This window comes from Coraliomargarita algicola, from assembly GCF_033878955.1.
In the GTDB taxonomy this organism is placed as follows: domain Bacteria; phylum Verrucomicrobiota; class Verrucomicrobiia; order Opitutales; family Coraliomargaritaceae; genus Thalassobacterium; species Thalassobacterium algicola.
In genome coordinates this window covers 1,211,566-1,227,858 of record NZ_CP138858.1, presented here as the reverse complement: position 1 = coordinate 1,227,858, position 16,293 = coordinate 1,211,566, and the positions used below count along the sequence as shown (strand labels likewise).

Annotated in this window: 15 protein-coding genes; 7 read left to right on the top strand and 8 right to left on the bottom strand. The window is 51.6% G+C overall.

The window, feature by feature from the left end:
* The first annotated feature begins 1 nt into the window (after position 1).
* Genes SH580_RS04750 through SH580_RS04735 form a run of 4 tightly spaced genes read left to right on the top strand, consistent with a single transcriptional unit; the run spans position 2 to position 4,814 of the window.
* Positions 2 to 802 carry an SGNH/GDSL hydrolase family protein gene (locus SH580_RS04750; protein ID WP_319833867.1) on the top strand — a complete coding sequence of 267 codons (801 nt, stop codon included), beginning with the start codon at positions 2 to 4 and terminating at the stop codon, positions 800 to 802.
* Positions 803 to 832: 30 nt separating this feature from the next.
* The gene (locus SH580_RS04745) at positions 833 to 2,197 is read left to right on the top strand and encodes a sulfatase family protein (RefSeq protein ID WP_319833866.1); all 1,365 of its coding nucleotides are present in this window, start codon (positions 833 to 835) and stop codon (positions 2,195 to 2,197) included.
* Positions 2,198 to 2,204: 7 nt separating this feature from the next.
* Positions 2,205 to 3,443, top strand: coding sequence for a putative glycoside hydrolase (locus tag SH580_RS04740; RefSeq protein WP_319833865.1), 1,239 nt, complete (start codon positions 2,205 to 2,207; stop codon positions 3,441 to 3,443).
* Positions 3,444 to 3,467: 24 nt separating this feature from the next.
* Positions 3,468 to 4,814, top strand: a complete 1,347-nt coding sequence (locus SH580_RS04735) for a sulfatase family protein (protein ID WP_319833864.1) — start codon at positions 3,468 to 3,470, stop codon at positions 4,812 to 4,814.
* A gap of 630 nt (positions 4,815 to 5,444) precedes the next feature.
* On the opposite strand, the gene SH580_RS04730 is transcribed toward SH580_RS04735, so the two are convergent.
* Genes SH580_RS04730 through SH580_RS04720 form a run of 3 tightly spaced genes read right to left on the bottom strand, consistent with a single transcriptional unit; the run spans position 5,445 to position 9,426 of the window.
* Positions 5,445 to 6,164 carry an ankyrin repeat domain-containing protein gene (locus tag SH580_RS04730; RefSeq protein ID WP_319833863.1) on the bottom strand — a complete coding sequence of 240 codons (720 nt, stop codon included), beginning with the start codon at positions 6,162 to 6,164 and terminating at the stop codon, positions 5,445 to 5,447.
* Positions 6,161 to 8,764: a hypothetical protein gene (locus tag SH580_RS04725; RefSeq protein WP_319833862.1), complete on the bottom strand. Its 2,604-nt coding sequence runs from the start codon at positions 8,762 to 8,764 to the stop codon at positions 6,161 to 6,163. Before SH580_RS04725 ends, SH580_RS04730 begins: the two co-directional genes overlap by 4 nt.
* 56 nt (positions 8,765 to 8,820) lie before the next feature.
* Entirely contained in the window at positions 8,821 to 9,426 is a 606-nt protein-coding gene (locus SH580_RS04720; protein WP_319833861.1) for a hypothetical protein, read from the bottom strand.
* A gap of 211 nt (positions 9,427 to 9,637) precedes the next feature.
* On the opposite strand from SH580_RS04720, the gene SH580_RS04715 reads away from it, so the two are divergent.
* A complete protein-coding gene (locus tag SH580_RS04715) occupies positions 9,638 to 9,829 on the top strand; it encodes a hypothetical protein (protein WP_319833860.1) in 192 nt (63 codons plus the stop codon).
* A gap of 32 nt (positions 9,830 to 9,861) precedes the next feature.
* The gene (locus SH580_RS04710) at positions 9,862 to 11,025 is read left to right on the top strand and encodes a right-handed parallel beta-helix repeat-containing protein (RefSeq protein ID WP_319833859.1); all 1,164 of its coding nucleotides are present in this window, start codon (positions 9,862 to 9,864) and stop codon (positions 11,023 to 11,025) included.
* A 118-nt stretch (positions 11,026 to 11,143) separates the two neighbouring features.
* Here the strand turns inward: SH580_RS04710 and SH580_RS04705 are convergent, their stop codons facing one another.
* From SH580_RS04705 to dinB, 5 genes are all read right to left on the bottom strand, one after another.
* Positions 11,144 to 11,605, bottom strand: coding sequence for a dihydrofolate reductase (locus tag SH580_RS04705; RefSeq protein ID WP_319833858.1), 462 nt, complete (start codon positions 11,603 to 11,605; stop codon positions 11,144 to 11,146).
* Between the two features lie 97 nt (positions 11,606 to 11,702).
* The gene (locus SH580_RS04700) at positions 11,703 to 12,497 is read right to left on the bottom strand and encodes a thymidylate synthase (RefSeq protein ID WP_319833857.1); all 795 of its coding nucleotides are present in this window, start codon (positions 12,495 to 12,497) and stop codon (positions 11,703 to 11,705) included.
* Positions 12,498 to 12,630: 133 nt separating this feature from the next.
* Positions 12,631 to 12,996, bottom strand: a complete 366-nt coding sequence (locus SH580_RS04695) for a DciA family protein (RefSeq protein WP_319833856.1) — start codon at positions 12,994 to 12,996, stop codon at positions 12,631 to 12,633.
* A 475-nt stretch (positions 12,997 to 13,471) separates the two neighbouring features.
* Entirely contained in the window at positions 13,472 to 14,380 is a 909-nt protein-coding gene (locus SH580_RS04690) for a hypothetical protein (protein ID WP_319833855.1), read from the bottom strand.
* 64 nt (positions 14,381 to 14,444) lie between these two features.
* Entirely contained in the window at positions 14,445 to 15,494 is a 1,050-nt protein-coding gene (gene dinB / locus SH580_RS04685) for a DNA polymerase IV (protein WP_319833854.1), read from the bottom strand.
* A gap of 65 nt (positions 15,495 to 15,559) precedes the next feature.
* Here dinB and SH580_RS04680 point away from each other — a divergent pair, with 65 nt between their 5' ends.
* The gene (locus SH580_RS04680) at positions 15,560 to 16,282 is read left to right on the top strand and encodes a DUF6901 family protein (protein ID WP_319833853.1); all 723 of its coding nucleotides are present in this window, start codon (positions 15,560 to 15,562) and stop codon (positions 16,280 to 16,282) included.
* The last annotated feature ends 11 nt before the right edge of the window (positions 16,283 to 16,293 follow it).

The window sequence follows — 16,293 nt, the reverse complement described above, 5'->3', positions numbered from 1 at the left end:
GATGAAAATAACAAACTATCTAAAAATTGGGGCATTGATGCTCTTCGGTGCTGTCTTGAGCGCAAAAACAGTTGCAGCGCCACTCTCGAATGGCGACACGCGCAGCCGTTTGGATGTGCCCACTTATCATCCGGAAGCAGGTTCGGATTTGGAAAAGAAAACTACGAAGGCGAGCTGGAAAACGACGCCCAATCCGGAGCTGCCTAATGTGCTTATTCTTGGAGATTCAATTTCGATCAGTTATACGCTCCAGGTGCGTTCACAATTAGAGGGGAAGGCCAATGTCTTCCGTCCCTATGCGGCGCGAGGCAGGAAGCCCGAGAACTGTCAGGGCACCACCAATGGAGTGAGACATATCGACCGCTGGTTACAGGGACGGAAGTGGGATGTGATACACTTCAACTGGGGTTTACATGATTTAAAACACGTTGACCCAAAGACCGGTAAGAACTCCGAGTCGTTTGACGACCCTCGCCAAGCTGAACCGGACCAATACGAGAAGCAACTGGTCGAGCTTGTCACCAAGCTGAAAGCCACCGGGGCTCAGTTGATTTTTGCGACCACCACGCCTTATCCTGAAGGGCCGGATGGACCCGCGCGCCTGCCTGAAGATGTGGAGCTCTATAATTCCATTGCACTCGAAATTATGCAGGAACAGGCGGTTTCAGTGAACGAGCTCTACACGCTTTGTTTGGGAAAGCTGGATACGATACAACTTCCGCATAACGTGCATTTTAACCCAACGGGACAGGCGCTATTGGCGGATGCGGTGGCAGAAAAGATCGAGGCGGTCCTCCCCTGAATTTTCCACGCCCAAAGAATACAAGCCCTTATGAAAATGAACAAATGGATTGCATTACTCTTCTGTGCTGCCAGCAGCATCGGCTTTACCGCGTCTGCTGCGCAGCGGCCCAACTTCATCATCATTCTGACTGATGATCAGGGCTATCAAGACCTCGGTTGCTACGGCTCTCCCAATATTCGCACGCCACGCATTGATCGCATGGCGGATGAGGGGATGAAGTTGACCAGTTTTTACGCGCAAACCGTGTGCGGCCCTGCCAGAGCTTCGCTGATGACGGGATCTTATCCCATGCGAGTCGAAAGAGGCGCGCATGACGACGGCCTGATGGTGCACCCGGCTATGTCGCTCAATGAAGTCACGCTGGCAGAAATTTTAAAAGATGCCGGTTACAAAACCGGCATGGCCGGGAAATGGGATCTCTCCGGGCGTGGTCAGTTGACTTTCAGACCCGAGTTCGGGCCACACAATCAGGGCTTTGAGGTCACTCTCTGGGGGCAGAACAGTAAATGCAAGCCACTCTATTCCGGGCAGAAAGTTGCGATGAAACATGCCAACCGACCTTCGCCGACAGAGCTTTTTACCAACAAAGCCATCGAGTTTATTGAAACGAACAAAGACGAGCCTTTCTTCTTCTACCTCGCGCATCCGATGCCGCACACGCCTCTGGTGACTACGAAAGCGTTTAAGGGTAAATCGAACGCGGGCCTCTACGGCGATGTGATCGAAGAGATCGATTTTCACACCGGCCGATTGCTGGATAAAGTTAAGGAGCTCGGCCTCGATGAAAACACCTATGTCATCTTCACCAGCGACAACGGCCCCTGGTGGATTCGGGGCAAGGATAGCGGCCATGCCGAACCGCTGCGTAGTGCCAAGACCAGCACTTACGAAGGCGGCCTGCGCGTGCCCTTTATCATTCGTGCGCCAGGGAAGGTGCCGGCCGGCACGAGCAGCGACCTGGTGACGGCGATGATCGATCTCTTTCCCAGCATCGCCCAGCTCGCCGGGGCGAAAGTGCCGACCGACCGTGTGATTGATGGCATCGACATCTCCGGCATCTTTCATGGTCAACAGCAGGAACTGAATCGCCCGTTCTTCTACTACCAACACCGAGCCTTGCGTGCGGTGCGGGTGGGGGATTGGAAGCTGCATCTGCCGCATACGGAATTGGACAAGACCCGGGAAGGCGAAGAATGGCAAAGTCACGTGCCGCCCCAGGACCGCACTTATATCACAGAGCTCACGCTCTATAACCTCAAGGACGACATTGGCGAGACCACCAACGTGGCCAAACAGCACCCCGAAGTCGTGGATCGCTTACTCCAGCAGCTCGACTTCGCCAAACGGGATATCGGCACCCACGATGTGATCGGTGAAAACTCACGAAGATAGATGCGCTATGAAAACCAGCGATCTTAGATTCATGATGGCAGGTGCGCTCTGCTTCCTTGCATCGTTCCTACTGAGCTCCAATGCGTTCGCGATGACGCCGGAAGAGATGATGAGTTATTTGCCAAAGCATTTGGAGAAGATCTCACCTTATTCCTGGGAGACCCCACAGCGTTGGCTATATCTTCGAAAGCGTGGCGAATTTACCGACCGCGAAATCGATATCATCTGTCAGGCTTCAAAGGTGATTGGTGTTTCAGGCTCATTGGAGAAGTTTACGGCCAGATACCCCGACCGTTTATATGGTGTGGGCTACATGAATCTGGAAAAGGATTACGGCAGCATGAATCTAAAAAAAGGGCATTTTGCGACCCATCCGGAGCACTATCTGTATCATGCGGATGGAACGCCGGTCGTGGGGGGCGATTGCCCTTATTATAATCTATTGGAACCCGGGATGCGCGATTGGTGGATGAGTCAGGCGCGGAAGCAGATCCAGAATGGAGAAGGGCAAAGCTTCTTTATAGATGCACTGGTCAAGGCACTCGATTGCGGTCGGCGAGGGGGGAAGCGTGTTAATTTTAAAGGAGAGTTGGTCGCTAAGGATTATCGGGATCAAGGTCTGAAGCCCTTGCTGGCTGCCTGTCGGGACGAGTTTGCGGATGAAGTGGTTTTGACCGGAAATTTCCTGCGAGTGAATCGGCCGGGCGGCAACATGCAGTATGTGAATGACTATATCCATTGCGCTTATATCGAATCTTTTGAGCGTATGGGGGGCGGCTACGTGAAGAATGCACACAAGGGTATTGCGTATATACAAGAAGCGGTAAAAGCCGGGAAGATGATTCGCTTAACCATGAGTGATCGCAAGCCCACGCCGGTGCCAGAGCTTTCGCTCGCGCAAAAGCAGGAGAAAGCGCGTGCGGCGATGCCCGAATTTTGGAACAAGCTGAAGCCTAAAGAACAGAACGAATTGGCGGAGATTTATGCTTATTTTGACTTCAAACTCGCGATCTTTCTCATCGCAGCGGGGGAGCACTCGTATTTTAAATATGCTGTCGAGCCTTTGGCCAATCATGCCGGCACGGATTTGTTTAAAAATGTGCAGCCCTTTCCAGAGTGGACGATGCCCCTGGGAGCGCCTCTGGAAGATGGAAAGCGAAGGGGCGACGTCTGGCGCAGGAAGTTTGAACACGTCGAAGTGATACTCGATCTGGGGAATGGAAGCTGTGAGTTTCTCAAACGCTAGCCTTTCGGACTGTTCACAATGATTATGAAGCTATCTAAACTACAGAGGCTCGCCCTTATCCTACTTGGGGGCTTGCTGACTTCACTGGCGACGGCACAGAGTCCGTCACCCCTTGTCAGCGGATCGAAGCCCAACATCATCGTCCTGTTTGCGGATGATCTGGGCTACGGTGACCTTACTTGCTATGGCGGTAAGAAAGTGAAGTCGCCCAACATCGACCGTCTGGCAGAGGAGGGCATGCGCTTTACCGATTTTCTGATTCCCGCCAATGTCTGCGGACCCTCACGGGCGTCCTTGCTGACCGGGCGCTATCCGATGCGTAACGGCAACCCGGTGTTTCAAGGACTCGACCCCAAGGAGATCACCTTTCCCGAACTTTTGAAAGAGGCTGGCTATACCACCAGTTTGATCGGGAAGTGGCACCTGGGGGCGCATCTCGACGGTGCGCATCCACTGGACGCAGGCTTCGATGAGTCTCTGATGATGGAGAAGAAAGTTCTGACACGTGGCCGCGACGAAGTGATCATGGATCCGACCGATTTCAGTCAGCTCACTCAAATCTACACCAAGGAGGCGATCAAGTTCATCGAGCGTGAAAAAGACGGGCCTTTCATGCTCTACCTCGCGCACCACATTCCACATTTGCCCTTGGCGCCGCATCCACGTTTTAAGAAGCAATCCAAGCTGGGCGTTTATGCGGATTGTATCCTGGAACTGGACGATAGCACCGGACGTATTCTGCAGGCGCTCAAAGACAACGGGATCGATGACAATACCCTGGTGGTCTTTACTTCGGACAATGGCGCGGCCGCCCGTGGATCGACCGGCCCATTGGCGGGCAGTAAATACATTACCATGGAGGGCGGGCATCGTGTGCCGGGCATCTTTCGCTGGCCGGGGCGGATACCCGCCGGCACGGTGTCCGATACAATGGTTGGCAGTATGGATTTCTTTCCGCTGTTCTGTGAGCTTGCGGGAGTGGCGCTGCCCACGGATCGTGTGATCGACGGCCGGAACATCGCCGACATTCTGACCGGGCACAGCACGGAAAGCCCGCATGCCTATTTTTATTATTATAACGGCCGCAACTTACAATGCATTCGTCAGGGCAAGTGGAAGCTGCATTTGCCCCGCGAACGATCCGATATGCCCTTCTGGGGAGGCCGCTTGATGGCCAAGCAAGTGCTCAAGGAACCGAAGTTGTTCAATCTCGATGCGGACATCGGTGAGACGCACAATGTGGCGGCCGACTATCCCGAAGTGTTGGACGCCTTACTCAAAAAAGCAGACGAAGTCCGTGCCGAGCTCGGCGATGTCGATGTCGAAGGCAGCGATATGAATCCACAAAGTCTGCTGCCACCACGTTCTTAGAGTCGGAAAAGGAGCATGGACACTCCTGTCCATGGTTCTGCCGTGTTGTTCGCTTGTTCTTCTCTCGACGACAGTATCTCAATTTGATTCAATTGATCAGGTGTGCCTGAGCAGAGCCTCGGATTCTTCTTTACTGGGGACTTAATTCAACGCCAGTCACCTTGAAGCCAAGATACATCCATCAGTTAAAGATGCCTGTATTTTTCTATGATTAGTTGTGGGTTAGCGATGTAATTGTGCCCGAAGCGAAGCGGAGGGTGAGAGGATCGAGGGTGCCCGCTGGGCGCTAGACGCACAAAAGTAGTGGAAACTAGGCATAAGGTCGCTAGGGCGGTAAGCTGGAAGCCCCGCCGTAGGGGAATGAACGAAGTGAATCGGGGGACGGCCTCACCTGCAAAACGGGGGCTCCTCAGGCGGGGCTGCGGTGGGACGGTTGATTGCAACCGTAGATCGTGGATTGCCCGGGGCGGCGTTGCCAAGTTGATCGGAGAAACGGTTAAGATATCGAAGGCAGCTCATATTACGCGGCAGCGAGTTGCCGAAGCGTAGGACGAAGGATCGAGATTCGATCTCGGAGGACGGAGCGAACGGCATCTTTTGTCACGGCGTAGCTTTAGCGAAGACGGATGACTAGCTCTTGAGACGAACCACCAGGCCAATACCACCAACGACAACCAGTAAACCGACCAACCACAGCCACCAGTTTGAGGATTGCTCGGAAGTTTCTTCAGACACTTCAACAGGTATAATCTCGGTGAGTTCTTTAACTTCGGATTCCACCGTTGGAAGTTCCTCTATTGCCTCGACTGTGGCGACGGGTGCGCGTGCGGAAGTTTCAGCAATTGGAGGTTTGGAGGAAGTCTCTGAGAGGGTAGGATCAACCTTCAAATTCTGAATTAGATCACGTATTTCTGTCCAACGCTCTAAGTCGCGATCACTACCAGAAAATTCAGCGATCACGTATTGTTCAGACTGCTTTTTTATAAAATCTTCACTATGTCCCATTCTTCGCAAACTCTTAATCATTCGCTCGCGATTAACCCCAGAACGATTGATGTAACTATTGAGTTGTTCCATCACATTAAAACCAGAGCTACCACGAAGACTTACATCTGCTCCTTCACTCAGCAAAAGGTTCACTATTTCGACTTGTTGGTAACGAGCCGCTTGCATTAACAGAGTTCCACTTGAAGATCGAGCGTTAACATCTCCGCCTTCGCTTAAAAACGAAACTACCTCACTGAGCCTTCCCTCCTTAATTGAATCAAAAATTGAGTCAGTTTGGCCAAACGCAAACGATGCGACAAAACAGAAAAAGAGATGGATAGTTAAGAAGTGTAGCCGTTTCATAGATTCAAGCTGTCGATGATGTAATCTTCATAGTTATCAGTGAAGCTAGAGCCTCCAAAACTACCTGCTCCAGGAATCGAGTTTGCTTCCTCTCCCCCTTTATCCGGATCCTCGAGCGTAGTCGTGTCAAAGCTCCCTAATTCTGCTGATAGCGTCCTTGGTGTAGCAAACGACAGATTGTATCCAAGTATCTCAATGGGTTCGTGAGGATCAATGCTCTCTCCTACAGCATAGTCTACTGCTTCTGTGGCAAAATCTGTGCAGTTATATAAGGGACTCCATGTTTTCGTTTGCTCAACAAATTCTAACAACCTGTCCTTTTCCGATGGCGACAGTAGATAATAGCGATCATACCCGCCAGATGAAGATCCCTCTATATTGAGACGAACATCGGAGTTTAAATTACCAGGATCCTCAGGTGTCGATGAATGAAAATCAGGATACAATCCGTAAGTGTTCATGTCCCAAATGTTAAGAGCACCGTTTTCAAAACTAATTTTCGATAGCGATATCCAAGCATGACCAGAATCATAATCAGGATGACCAGGAGCAGTGTTTGAATGTATTCCTAAGACGTAATCATAGACTAAAAACTCTTTAAGGAATAATCTAAATTCATTCAGTGTCACTTCGAGTTCTTTAGTATCTCCATCGCTGCCAGCAACAACAGGTGTCTGATCAAACTCTACCTCAAGGCCAGACTTCTCTTCCCCAAACGTCCCCTCCCAAGTTATCGAATCCTGCACACTCTGTGGAAGTGAGTCTAAGCCGCTAATTCTGAACTTTGAAATCTTATCAAGGGGTATTCTCTGGATGTCTTCTTGATCAAGAGGTTGCCATTCAGTTTCGTCTCCAAACTTATACTCCACGTCCATCTTGAGTAGCAGCACGACACATTGCTTGCCGTCCGTATTGGTTGCTTGGGCTATACAGTTTCCGTGGTCGTTCATGTCGTATATCTGTATGTTTGACCATTGAGGATTCGGCTCCATTGCTGATGGTATAAGTTCCTCTACCTCCAGCCACTGGGCGTTTTGCCATATCCTTGTTGTATCAAAACCACGCATGTCGATGTTGAGGTTAATGGGTGGAGCATCGCCCCAATTCGCCTCCCAGTCAATCACTTCCAAGTCAGAAATCGTCAGGTTGGCATTGACGGATTGATCATTGCGAATCCCCGCTCGCTTATCTACCCATAGACGAGTGCCATAACTACCTTGGGTCGTGATCGTATTCTTGTTGTTAATGCGTGAATCTTCCGGAAAATCTTCGTAATTCCACCACTCATTTGCGGGGACGGTCTTTAAGGTGATAAAACTGTCGTCTGTGGCCTTCCATACTCCGAAATAATTATCCCATACTTCGAGTGTGATCGCATTCTGACCTTCTGCATGGGCTAGTCCGACTCCCTGAGAGTTCACTGCGTACGCATAAACAGCATACTCAGTCGCAAAATCGAAACTATTAGGCATGGCGAACGGCTCCCCGGTGGTATCCCACTCGATTGCCGCTTCAGCGGGGCCATCATACCAATCATCTTGTATTCCTCGGATTCTACCATTCGGCAGAACTAAATTTACATAGGCATATGCTTCTTGAGGATCTCGATCGTCCAACGGCGGGAATTCTACCAAGCTACTGATTTCAAATTGAAGATCTCCATCAAGGAAGAGTGCTGGCAAGGGATAGTCGCCATCTGGAGGGGAGTTCACTACGCCATCTCGCAAAAAGTAATTTTGATCGGTTAAGCCGAAGTAGTCGCCATAGTAAGAATATTCTGCGGAATTTGTTATTTCTGGCAACAGCTGCGATTCACTTTCGCTCCAATTGAAATAATAATGTGCACTTGCTCCGTCTTCACTGGTTGCGAACAAGGCATGCGTGTTGTTGTTAATCTCTCCGAAATAGAGACGCGTCGATGATGAACCTTCATGGATCGGAATTACAACGTAACTAGGTTTTGCCAGTCGCGCCGGTGCTAGATCTTTGCAATGCGGCCAGCCATCTTCGCCGTCGATGACATTGTCGTCGTCGCTATCCGCGTCCTTGGGAAAAGTTTCAATGGTATGTTCCTCGGCGTTGGTCAAACCATCTTCATCGTAGTCACCATTAGGATCGTCGCGGGTCTCATCGTAGTTTGGGTCGGTGCCGTTGGCGATTTCGACCGAGTCGGATTCGCCGTCGCCATCGCTATCGATCTGGTTTGGGTCGGTGCCGGCGGCGTAGGCTTCGGCTAAGTTGAGTCCGCCTGTAGTCGCGGTGTAACTGACGTCGTGGTCGAGGCTGAGGCGTTGAAACTCCTTCGGATTTCTCACGGTTATCCCATGCGTTAAACTGCCGATCCCCACGTTGTCTTTGAACAGTTTTACAGGAATCCAGTTGATCAAGTCGTTGGAACCTTCGACGAAGTAGTAGACATGCGGGTGCGCTGACCAGTCGATGCGCAGGTGAGTACCGTCCACTTTTGTTATTTGCACTGTGGGCTTGGTCGCCTCAAGTTCGCTTTCTGGGGCGACTGTCGCGGAGAGCATACCGGCCGCAGCGATGTAAGCGAAGATAGCGACGCTTTGCTGTGCGCAAGACTTGGGCGTGGTATGCATCTTATTTTTAATCGGAATCGGTTACTGCGATCGGATGGGGCGATAAATCAACCCCGCTACGGTTTAGCCGATTTCTCGGGTACCCAGAACTCCATGATGAAGGGCTCGGGCTCTGTCTGTGGATGCTTGGCATCATAGCGTTGCTTGGCCGCCGTGAGTGCTTCGCGTCGTTGCTGTTTGATTTTTAGCTCGGCTAAATTGGTGTCATAGTGCGCCAGCAGCGCTTCGATGCCAGCGAACGCGGCTTCGTGTTCGGGGGCGCCTTGAATCACGAGATACTCGCTGCGCTGGTTGGAAAAATTAGATAGGTCGGGTACGGTTTTGTTGCTGTAAGGGTTGTCCTCGCTGGAAGCGTCGCCAATCCCCATGAAAAAGGTGAAATCGTGCGAGTCGGTGCTGAGCGCGTGGGTGCCGCGTAATAGATTGAAATCTGCGTTCGTAAATGCGATGTATTCTGAGGGTTCGCTTCCGTCGGCAAAGCGCCAGCTTAGGCGGGTGACTGCGTGCTCGTAAACAGTGGCCGAGAGCATGATGACTTGTTGCTCTTTGTGAGAGCGAGCTTGCCATGCTTCGTAGTGAGCGAGTTGCTCGGGGCTGAGTTGCGAAAGGTCGAGTGCTTGTGGATTGCCTGAAGGTTCGGGCTTTGCTGCGGCGGGCGTCACGAGTGACGCCCCTACGTTTGGCGGTGGTTCGACTTCGCGGATGATGACTTCTTGCCCGTTTGCGAGCGTGGTGCGGCCTTCGGATTTGACGGTGGCTTTTTCGAGTTCGGCGATGCGTTCGGCTTTTCGGGCGGCTTCAGCTTGATACCTAGTTTCAATAATTGAATCTTATCACGTGTTTCAGTGATAGCGCGTTTTCGAAAATGCAGGTATGTTGTGGGGCCTTCATTCGCTTGCTGCGATGAATGGCTGCGATCTGGTTGCCGAGCCGTGGGATGATTTCAAGGAGAACATTCAAACGATTCCTGCGCCGCAAAAAGTTTGGCAAGTCTTCGTCGACGGCAAGCGCATGAAGCTGGCCCGCTTCCCCGATATGGGCGAAGAGGCAACGCTGCTGTCTTAGACAAGGAAAACTACCTGCCGACGGAGATTATCATGCCGCCCGAGCCGGATCAGAGCATTGTTAAAATCGCGGCCTTGGAGGACTATCCGGACAATTACTTCGCCGGCGCTGTTTATTCGGGCATGCACGGTCGGAATCCTTTTACCGCATGCACCGGTCGCATCCTATCGACCGAAGGTGAGGTCGTGAAAGTTTTTGCCTTTGGTCATCGTCCCTGGAACAAGCAGAATACCACGCGGATGGGGGCGGGAAAGGGCTACATTATCAATTGCCTGGCGGCGCTCGATGCGCCTGAAGAGTGGTTCTGGGACCCGGAACAAAAGCGGCTGTATCTGTATGTGCCCGGTGCCGTGGGCGCGTCTGCCATCGAACTGCGGCATCGCTTGTGGGGTCTGGATCTGCGGGAACGTAAAAATGTCGTGGTCGAAGGGCTGCATTTCAAGGCGGCCTCCATCCGGATGGATGATGCGGTCGGCTGCGAAGTGCGCGACTGCGAAGTGCTTTATCCCTCGCCCTGGACGGCTTTTATGGCAACCGATTACGGTGGTCGGGTGGATGCCTCCTGCGGGGTCTATGTTTCGGGGCAGGGGAATCGCCTCTGGCGCAATCGGATCGCGCACAGCTGGGGTGGTGGAGTTCGAATGGAAGGTTCGGACAACATTCTCGAGCAGTGTTTGATTGAAGACATCGGTTGGCTGGGGCGCCGGACCGCAGGCGTCCAGGTCTGGGGGCTACGGAATCATGTGTTGCGCAATGTGATTCGCCGGGTTGGCAACTCGGGAATCGATGGTGGGCAGCGGGGCTTTGGTGTCGGTCGTTTTGGTTGGGAATCGGATGTGCGTTTTAATCTGGTCATGGATCTCGCCTATTTGGCCTCACACGATGTCGGCGGTTATTATGTCAATACCCAGGGGCTTCCGGAACCGCTCAAGCAGGTCATCGCTTACAACACCTTCACGGGGTTTCAGGGCTATGGTTTCGGTGTGCACGCGGCCGGCTTGGTTTATTCGGACAACGGCACGCAGAGACTCATTGCCCATGGCAATGTCAGCGAGCTGAAGTTTCGCCGACGTGGCGGGATTGATGTGATTTCACGGGAGGCATGGGAACGGGAGAAAGCCCGAAAGATTGAAGAAACCGAGCGCGAGCGAGCGGAAAAACAGAAAGCCCGTGCGTTGAATGCGACCGTGGATTGATCCTTCCGCGACAATTTATTTTGAAGACCTTATGCTATCATTGATTTGTGCGTTGGGTGATATTGTCGATTTTCTTTATGGGAGGGACCAGATTAGTCCATGCAGTTGAAACACTCGACTATTTCTTAACCCAGCGTTCGATGCTGAAATCTTTATTCTGATCGATCGTGGACTCGAAGGTGAATTGATCTTCGAACTCAGGGAAAAAGGCATCGCCTTCCACTGTGCGGTGCACGCGTGTCAGGTAAAGCTCGCTGCATTTAGCGAGCATCTGTGTGTATATTTCGCCACCACCGGCGATCCAGATGGTCTTATCGGTTTGAAGCTCTTCAAGTTCTGTGAGGTCGTGGAAGAGTTGTACGCCCGGAATGTGCTGAGGGCTGCGACTGAGGACGTAGGTGTCGCGGCCCGGTAGGGGGCGTCCGATCGACTCGTAGGTCTTGCGTCCCATGATCAAGATGCCGCCGATGGTTGTTTGCTTGAACCATTTGAAATCTGCCGGCAAATGCCAGGGGATCTTACCCGCGTGCCCGATGACGCGATTCTCAGACATGGCGGCGATTGCTTTGTAAGTATTCATCTGTTTTCAGTTTACCAGTTTTCAGTTTACCAGTTTTTTAGTGTCTCTGAACTAGGAACTAGAGAATTGAAAACTGGGGAACTACCGCTTGCGGTCGCTAGACCGCAATCGGCGCTTTGATTGTGGGATGTGGATTGTAGTTCACCAATTCAAAGTCTTCGAATTTGAAGTCATCGATTTCCTTGATCGCCGGGTTGATTTTCATTTGTGGCAATGCACGTGGTTCGCGGGAGAGTTGTTCTTTCGCTTGCTCCAGGTGATTCGAGTAGAGGTGCAAGTCGCCAAAGGTGTGGACAAACTCTTTAGCTTTGAGTCCGCAAACTTGTGCCACCATTTGGGTGAGTAGTGCGTAGGAGGCGATGTTGAAGGGCACGCCTAGGAAGATGTCGGCGCTGCGTTGGTAGAGCTGGCAGCTGAGCTCGCCGTTGGCGACGTAGAATTGGAACAGCGCGTGGCAGGGGGGCAGGGCCATGTGCTTGATCTCGCCTGGATTCCAAGCGCAGACCATGTGGCGTCGACTGTCGGGATTGTTTCTGAGTGAGTCGATGACTTCGGCCAGTTGATCGACGCGTTCGCCATCGGGGCCGGCCCAGTCGCGCCATTGTGCGCCATAGACGCGGCCGAGATTGCCGTCTGCGTCGGCCCATTCATCCCAAATGCGCACTTTGTTTTCTTTTAAGTAGCTGATGTTGGTGTTGCCTTGAAGAAACCACAGTAGCTCATGGATGATGGAGCGTAGGTGTAGCTTTTTTGTGGTGAGCAGTGGAAACCCGGCATCGAGCGAAAAGCGTGCTTGGGCCCCGAAGATCGAGTAGGTGCCTGTGCCAGTGCGGTCGTCGCGGTAAGTGCCCGTCTCTAGGACAGTGCGAAGAAGATCAAGGTAGCTTTTCATAATTGTGGAGGCAGCTTTGCGGCATGATCCCCGCGTTTCAAACCTCAAAGTTTTCAAAAACGCCGCGTCCTCGCAAAAACGCCGCCGTCCTCGCATATAGGGGGCGGCCTGTGGGCTGTGGGCTGGGAGCGCTTCAGCTTCGTATCACCAGATCTTTAATGTCGCTGCAGTGTTCGAGTGCTTGAATTTTTTTCAAGAAGGAGCGTTTCATAAATTGAAGTTCGGAGCGCAGTGTCTGATTTGTGACTGAAATGATGAGGGTGCGCTCGTCTTTGATGCGCACGGGGTGGCAGCGTTCGCATAGGCTGGGCCCAAAGATTTTTTCCCAGTTTTCGACTAAAGTGCGTTCGGGGCTGGGTTTTTCCAGTTTATACTTTTCCTGCAGGAGCACCATAATGCTGTCTAGAGGCTTAGGCTCGCGCCGCGCGGACGTAGTCACCGTGTGAGGGAGACCTCGGAAGTCGGCGATGATGTCTTCGATGTTTTTGGAAAATTTCACGATGCTTGGCTATTTTAGTAGAAAAAAGAGCAATTTTTAAGCTCTACGGTAAGTTGGCACGATAGATGGTAATGTCTATATCAGTTCTTTCCAATATTTCTATTTCTCCCGTGTATGGGAGTTGGGGTAATAAGACAAAGCAGAAAATAGTGTGGCGCGGGGTTTAGGGGTATCCCTCGCGCCACTTTCTGCGATGCAATCTTTATTAATCCAATAAGCGAGTCTAATTCTTATTATAAGCAAAATAAGAAAAATCAAAAATGATTCAAATAAAACTTGCAGCGGCGGAATCTGTGTGATCTATTCCGTCCATCAACTTTTCTCCCGCAAGGGAGTTTGGGGTAACAGAATAAGTCCTCTCCGGAGGACATAAAGTAGACAATGGTTGGCGCAGTCCTTAGGGGTAGGGACTGCGCCATTTTGTTTATAGCTTTTCATAACCGACATTATCTTTTGTCGGTTTTTTTGTGTGCTGTTACAGGTGACGCAGGACCCAAGTGTAGGGCTTTAAGCGTGCTTGTTGTAGCTGCCATCCGATGCTGGCCTGTTGTTGCTGCTCTTTGTATTGGGTCCACACTGTGGCGCGGTGTGCGCGCATGCGTTCGACGACGACTCGAATATAATCGTTCACATTAACATGATTGACCTGTTCTAATTCATCGGGGCTCAGGAATTGGTGAAATAGAGGGCGCCAATGTTTACGGTCTAGGGCGTTGAAGGCATTGTAGTAGGCCTGACTGGGCAGTTCGGTGTAGGCAGACGCTGTTTTGCTGACGCCGCGTAGTGCATTGAGTTCGGTGATAATTGCCAGGTCGTTGACATCCTTAGGGACCCATAGGGCATTACTGGGGCTGACGCTTTCGCCACGAATGGCATAGTCCAGAACATAGCTGTTCCAGTAGGTGACGGTGCAAGTGAGTAGGAGCCCGGTGATCGCGAGGGAGCGTTCTCTTTTTTCTATAAAATGAATTGATTTCAGGCAGAGCCAGGCTGCGAAGCTGGAGCCCAGTAAAAAAGCTAGATACCAGTTGAGAGGTTCTAGGCGGGGTAATTTCATGTAGATGTGTGCGTGCGCGAGGGTACCAACGAAGAATAGGACGATGACGCAGAGTGTTAAGCCGCAGGCTTTGATCTTTTCGATGGTATTTTTACGCTTGCGGGTGCGTTTTTCTGCGCCGTAGGCGTCTTCCAGCATGTCGGCAGTGCTGAGCATTGAATCTTTTTTGATTCCTGGCTGAGTGGGTGGGCGCAATTGCAGTGGCCGTTTGGGCTCTATCTCTGGAGAGCTCGCATTCGCTGTGGAGCTGGGAGCAGGCGTTTTTTCACTTTCGATGCTTCGTTTGGCTAGTTTGTATTTGGGTAACGGGGGAGGTTCGCTGCTCATTGAGCTGAATGTTAGGTGATGAACGCGGCTGGTTTCAATGTTTAAGCGTATGGTCTACGCTAGTTTACAGTGCGAGTTCCAGTTGTTCGCTGCTGCCTTCACTTTCAGCAAAGCGCACACCAATGCCGAGTAGGCGTACAGGTTCTCCGCTGCGGCCCCATGCTTCGCGCAGTAGTTGCTGGTAGTGTTTGAGGTCGGGCTTTTGTCCGGGCATCTCTGCGGTGGTGCGTCGAAAATCGCTGAACTTTAGTTTGACCAGTAGTTTTGCAATCTTTCGGTCGGGTGCACTTTGCCTGAGATCTTCGATCATTTCGTCGTGTTGTCGGATGAGTGCCTGCTGGCAGGCCTCCAAGCTTTCCAAATTTTTTGAAAAGGTGCGTTCGTTACTCAGACTTTTACGGATGCGGTTGGCTTGCACCGGGCGTTCGTCGATACCTCTGCAAAGTTTGTAGAGCTCTAGACCGAAGCTGCCAAATTCTTGAGCGAGCCAGGTTTTGTCTTTGAGTTGTAGTTGCGCGCAGGTTTCGATGCCATTCTCGCTGAGTCGTGTGGCACTTTTGGGGCCCACGCCCCAGATTCGCCGCACGGGGAGTTCGCGCATGAATAAGTCGACTTTCGAGGGGGCGACGATGCACTGTCCGTTAGGCTTGTTCCAATCGCTGGCGACTTTGGCGATGAGTTTATTAGGACCAATTCCTGCAGAAGCGGTCAGCCCGGTTTCCGCTAGTATGGTCGCCCGGATTTCTGCGGCGATTTCGGCGCCAGGGCGACGTAGGTGGCTGACATCCAGATAGGCCTCGTCGAGTGAGAGTGGTTCGATTAAGTCGGTGTAGCGTGTAAAGATTTCGCGTACCTTCTTAGAGGCGGCGCGGTAGAGCTCAAAGCGCACGGGGAGGATGATGAGTTGTGGGCAGAGCTCACGTGCTTTGAAGACTGGCATGGCCGAGCGCACGCCGTAAGCACGGGCGGGATAGTTGCAGGTGGTCAATACACCACGACCTGATGCGCCGCCAACTGCCAGCGGTCGGTGGGCGAATTGCGGGTGTTCGCGCATTTCGACAGCTGCGTAGAAGCAGTCCATGTCGATGTGTATGATGCGGCGATTGGTTTTCATTATGAATATGACGATTATTTGAGCGCGGCTTTGACTTTTCAATGTGCATATGACGAAGTTTCGCTATGATTCAATCCGGTGCCTTTTCCTTAACCTATCGCTTTCAGTTCCCAGATGGATTGGAAAAGGAGTTTTTGGTGCAATTGGATCGGAAAAATTGCTCAATTTTGACGCCTGAGCGGGATGTGTACCCTGAGTGGACGCGACTGAAGTATAAGCAGTGTCGGCAGTGCCCATTGAATTCTGTAGAGCATCCCCGCTGTCCGGTTGCGGTTAATATTGTCGAGATTGTTGAATTTTTTCAGGACTTTAAGTCGGTCGAAACGGCAATCGTCGAAGTCGAGACGCCGCAGAGGGTGACGAAAGGAGGAAAGACGGCCTTGTTTCCGGCGATTAGTTCGCTGATCGGCATCTACATGGTGACCAGTGGATGTCCTGTTCTGGATAAGTTACGTCCGATGGCGCGCTTTCACCTGCCATTTGCCGATACGGAGGAAACTGTTTATCGGGCACTTTCGATGTATGCACTGGCCCAGTATTTCCGTCATAAAAAGGGAGGCGAAGCGGATTGGGATTTTGAGGGGTTAAAAGAAATCTATCGTAATATTAATCGACTGAATATCGATTTTGCTAAGCGCTTGCACAACGAGAGTATCAGTGAAGCCACCACTAATGCGATCACGAGCCTGGACTGCTTTGCGCAAGAAATTGATTTCTCGATTTCAGAAAGCATGCTTGAAGAAATTGAAGGGCTCTTTGATGACTACTTAAATAATGACCAAAGTTGATGGCATTGGAG

Coding starts and splice junctions, on each gene's coding strand:
- SH580_RS04750 (WP_319833867.1), top strand. CDS start 2: ATGAAAATAACAAACTATCTAAAAATTGGGGCATTGATGCTCTTCGGT.
- SH580_RS04745 (WP_319833866.1), top strand. CDS start 833: ATGAAAATGAACAAATGGATTGCATTACTCTTCTGTGCTGCCAGCAGC.
- SH580_RS04740 (WP_319833865.1), top strand. CDS start 2,205: ATGAAAACCAGCGATCTTAGATTCATGATGGCAGGTGCGCTCTGCTTC.
- SH580_RS04735 (WP_319833864.1), top strand. CDS start 3,468: ATGAAGCTATCTAAACTACAGAGGCTCGCCCTTATCCTACTTGGGGGC.
- SH580_RS04730 (WP_319833863.1), bottom strand. CDS start 6,164: ATGAAACGGCTACACTTCTTAACTATCCATCTCTTTTTCTGTTTTGTC.
- SH580_RS04725 (WP_319833862.1), bottom strand. CDS start 8,764: ATGCATACCACGCCCAAGTCTTGCGCACAGCAAAGCGTCGCTATCTTC.
- SH580_RS04715 (WP_319833860.1), top strand. CDS start 9,638: ATGTTGTGGGGCCTTCATTCGCTTGCTGCGATGAATGGCTGCGATCTG.
- SH580_RS04710 (WP_319833859.1), top strand. CDS start 9,862: ATGCCGCCCGAGCCGGATCAGAGCATTGTTAAAATCGCGGCCTTGGAG.
- SH580_RS04705 (WP_319833858.1), bottom strand. CDS start 11,605: ATGAATACTTACAAAGCAATCGCCGCCATGTCTGAGAATCGCGTCATC.
- SH580_RS04700 (WP_319833857.1), bottom strand. CDS start 12,497: ATGAAAAGCTACCTTGATCTTCTTCGCACTGTCCTAGAGACGGGCACT.
- SH580_RS04690 (WP_319833855.1), bottom strand. CDS start 14,380: ATGAGCAGCGAACCTCCCCCGTTACCCAAATACAAACTAGCCAAACGA.
- dinB (WP_319833854.1), bottom strand. CDS start 15,494: ATGAAAACCAATCGCCGCATCATACACATCGACATGGACTGCTTCTAC.
- SH580_RS04680 (WP_319833853.1), top strand. CDS start 15,560: ATGATTCAATCCGGTGCCTTTTCCTTAACCTATCGCTTTCAGTTCCCA.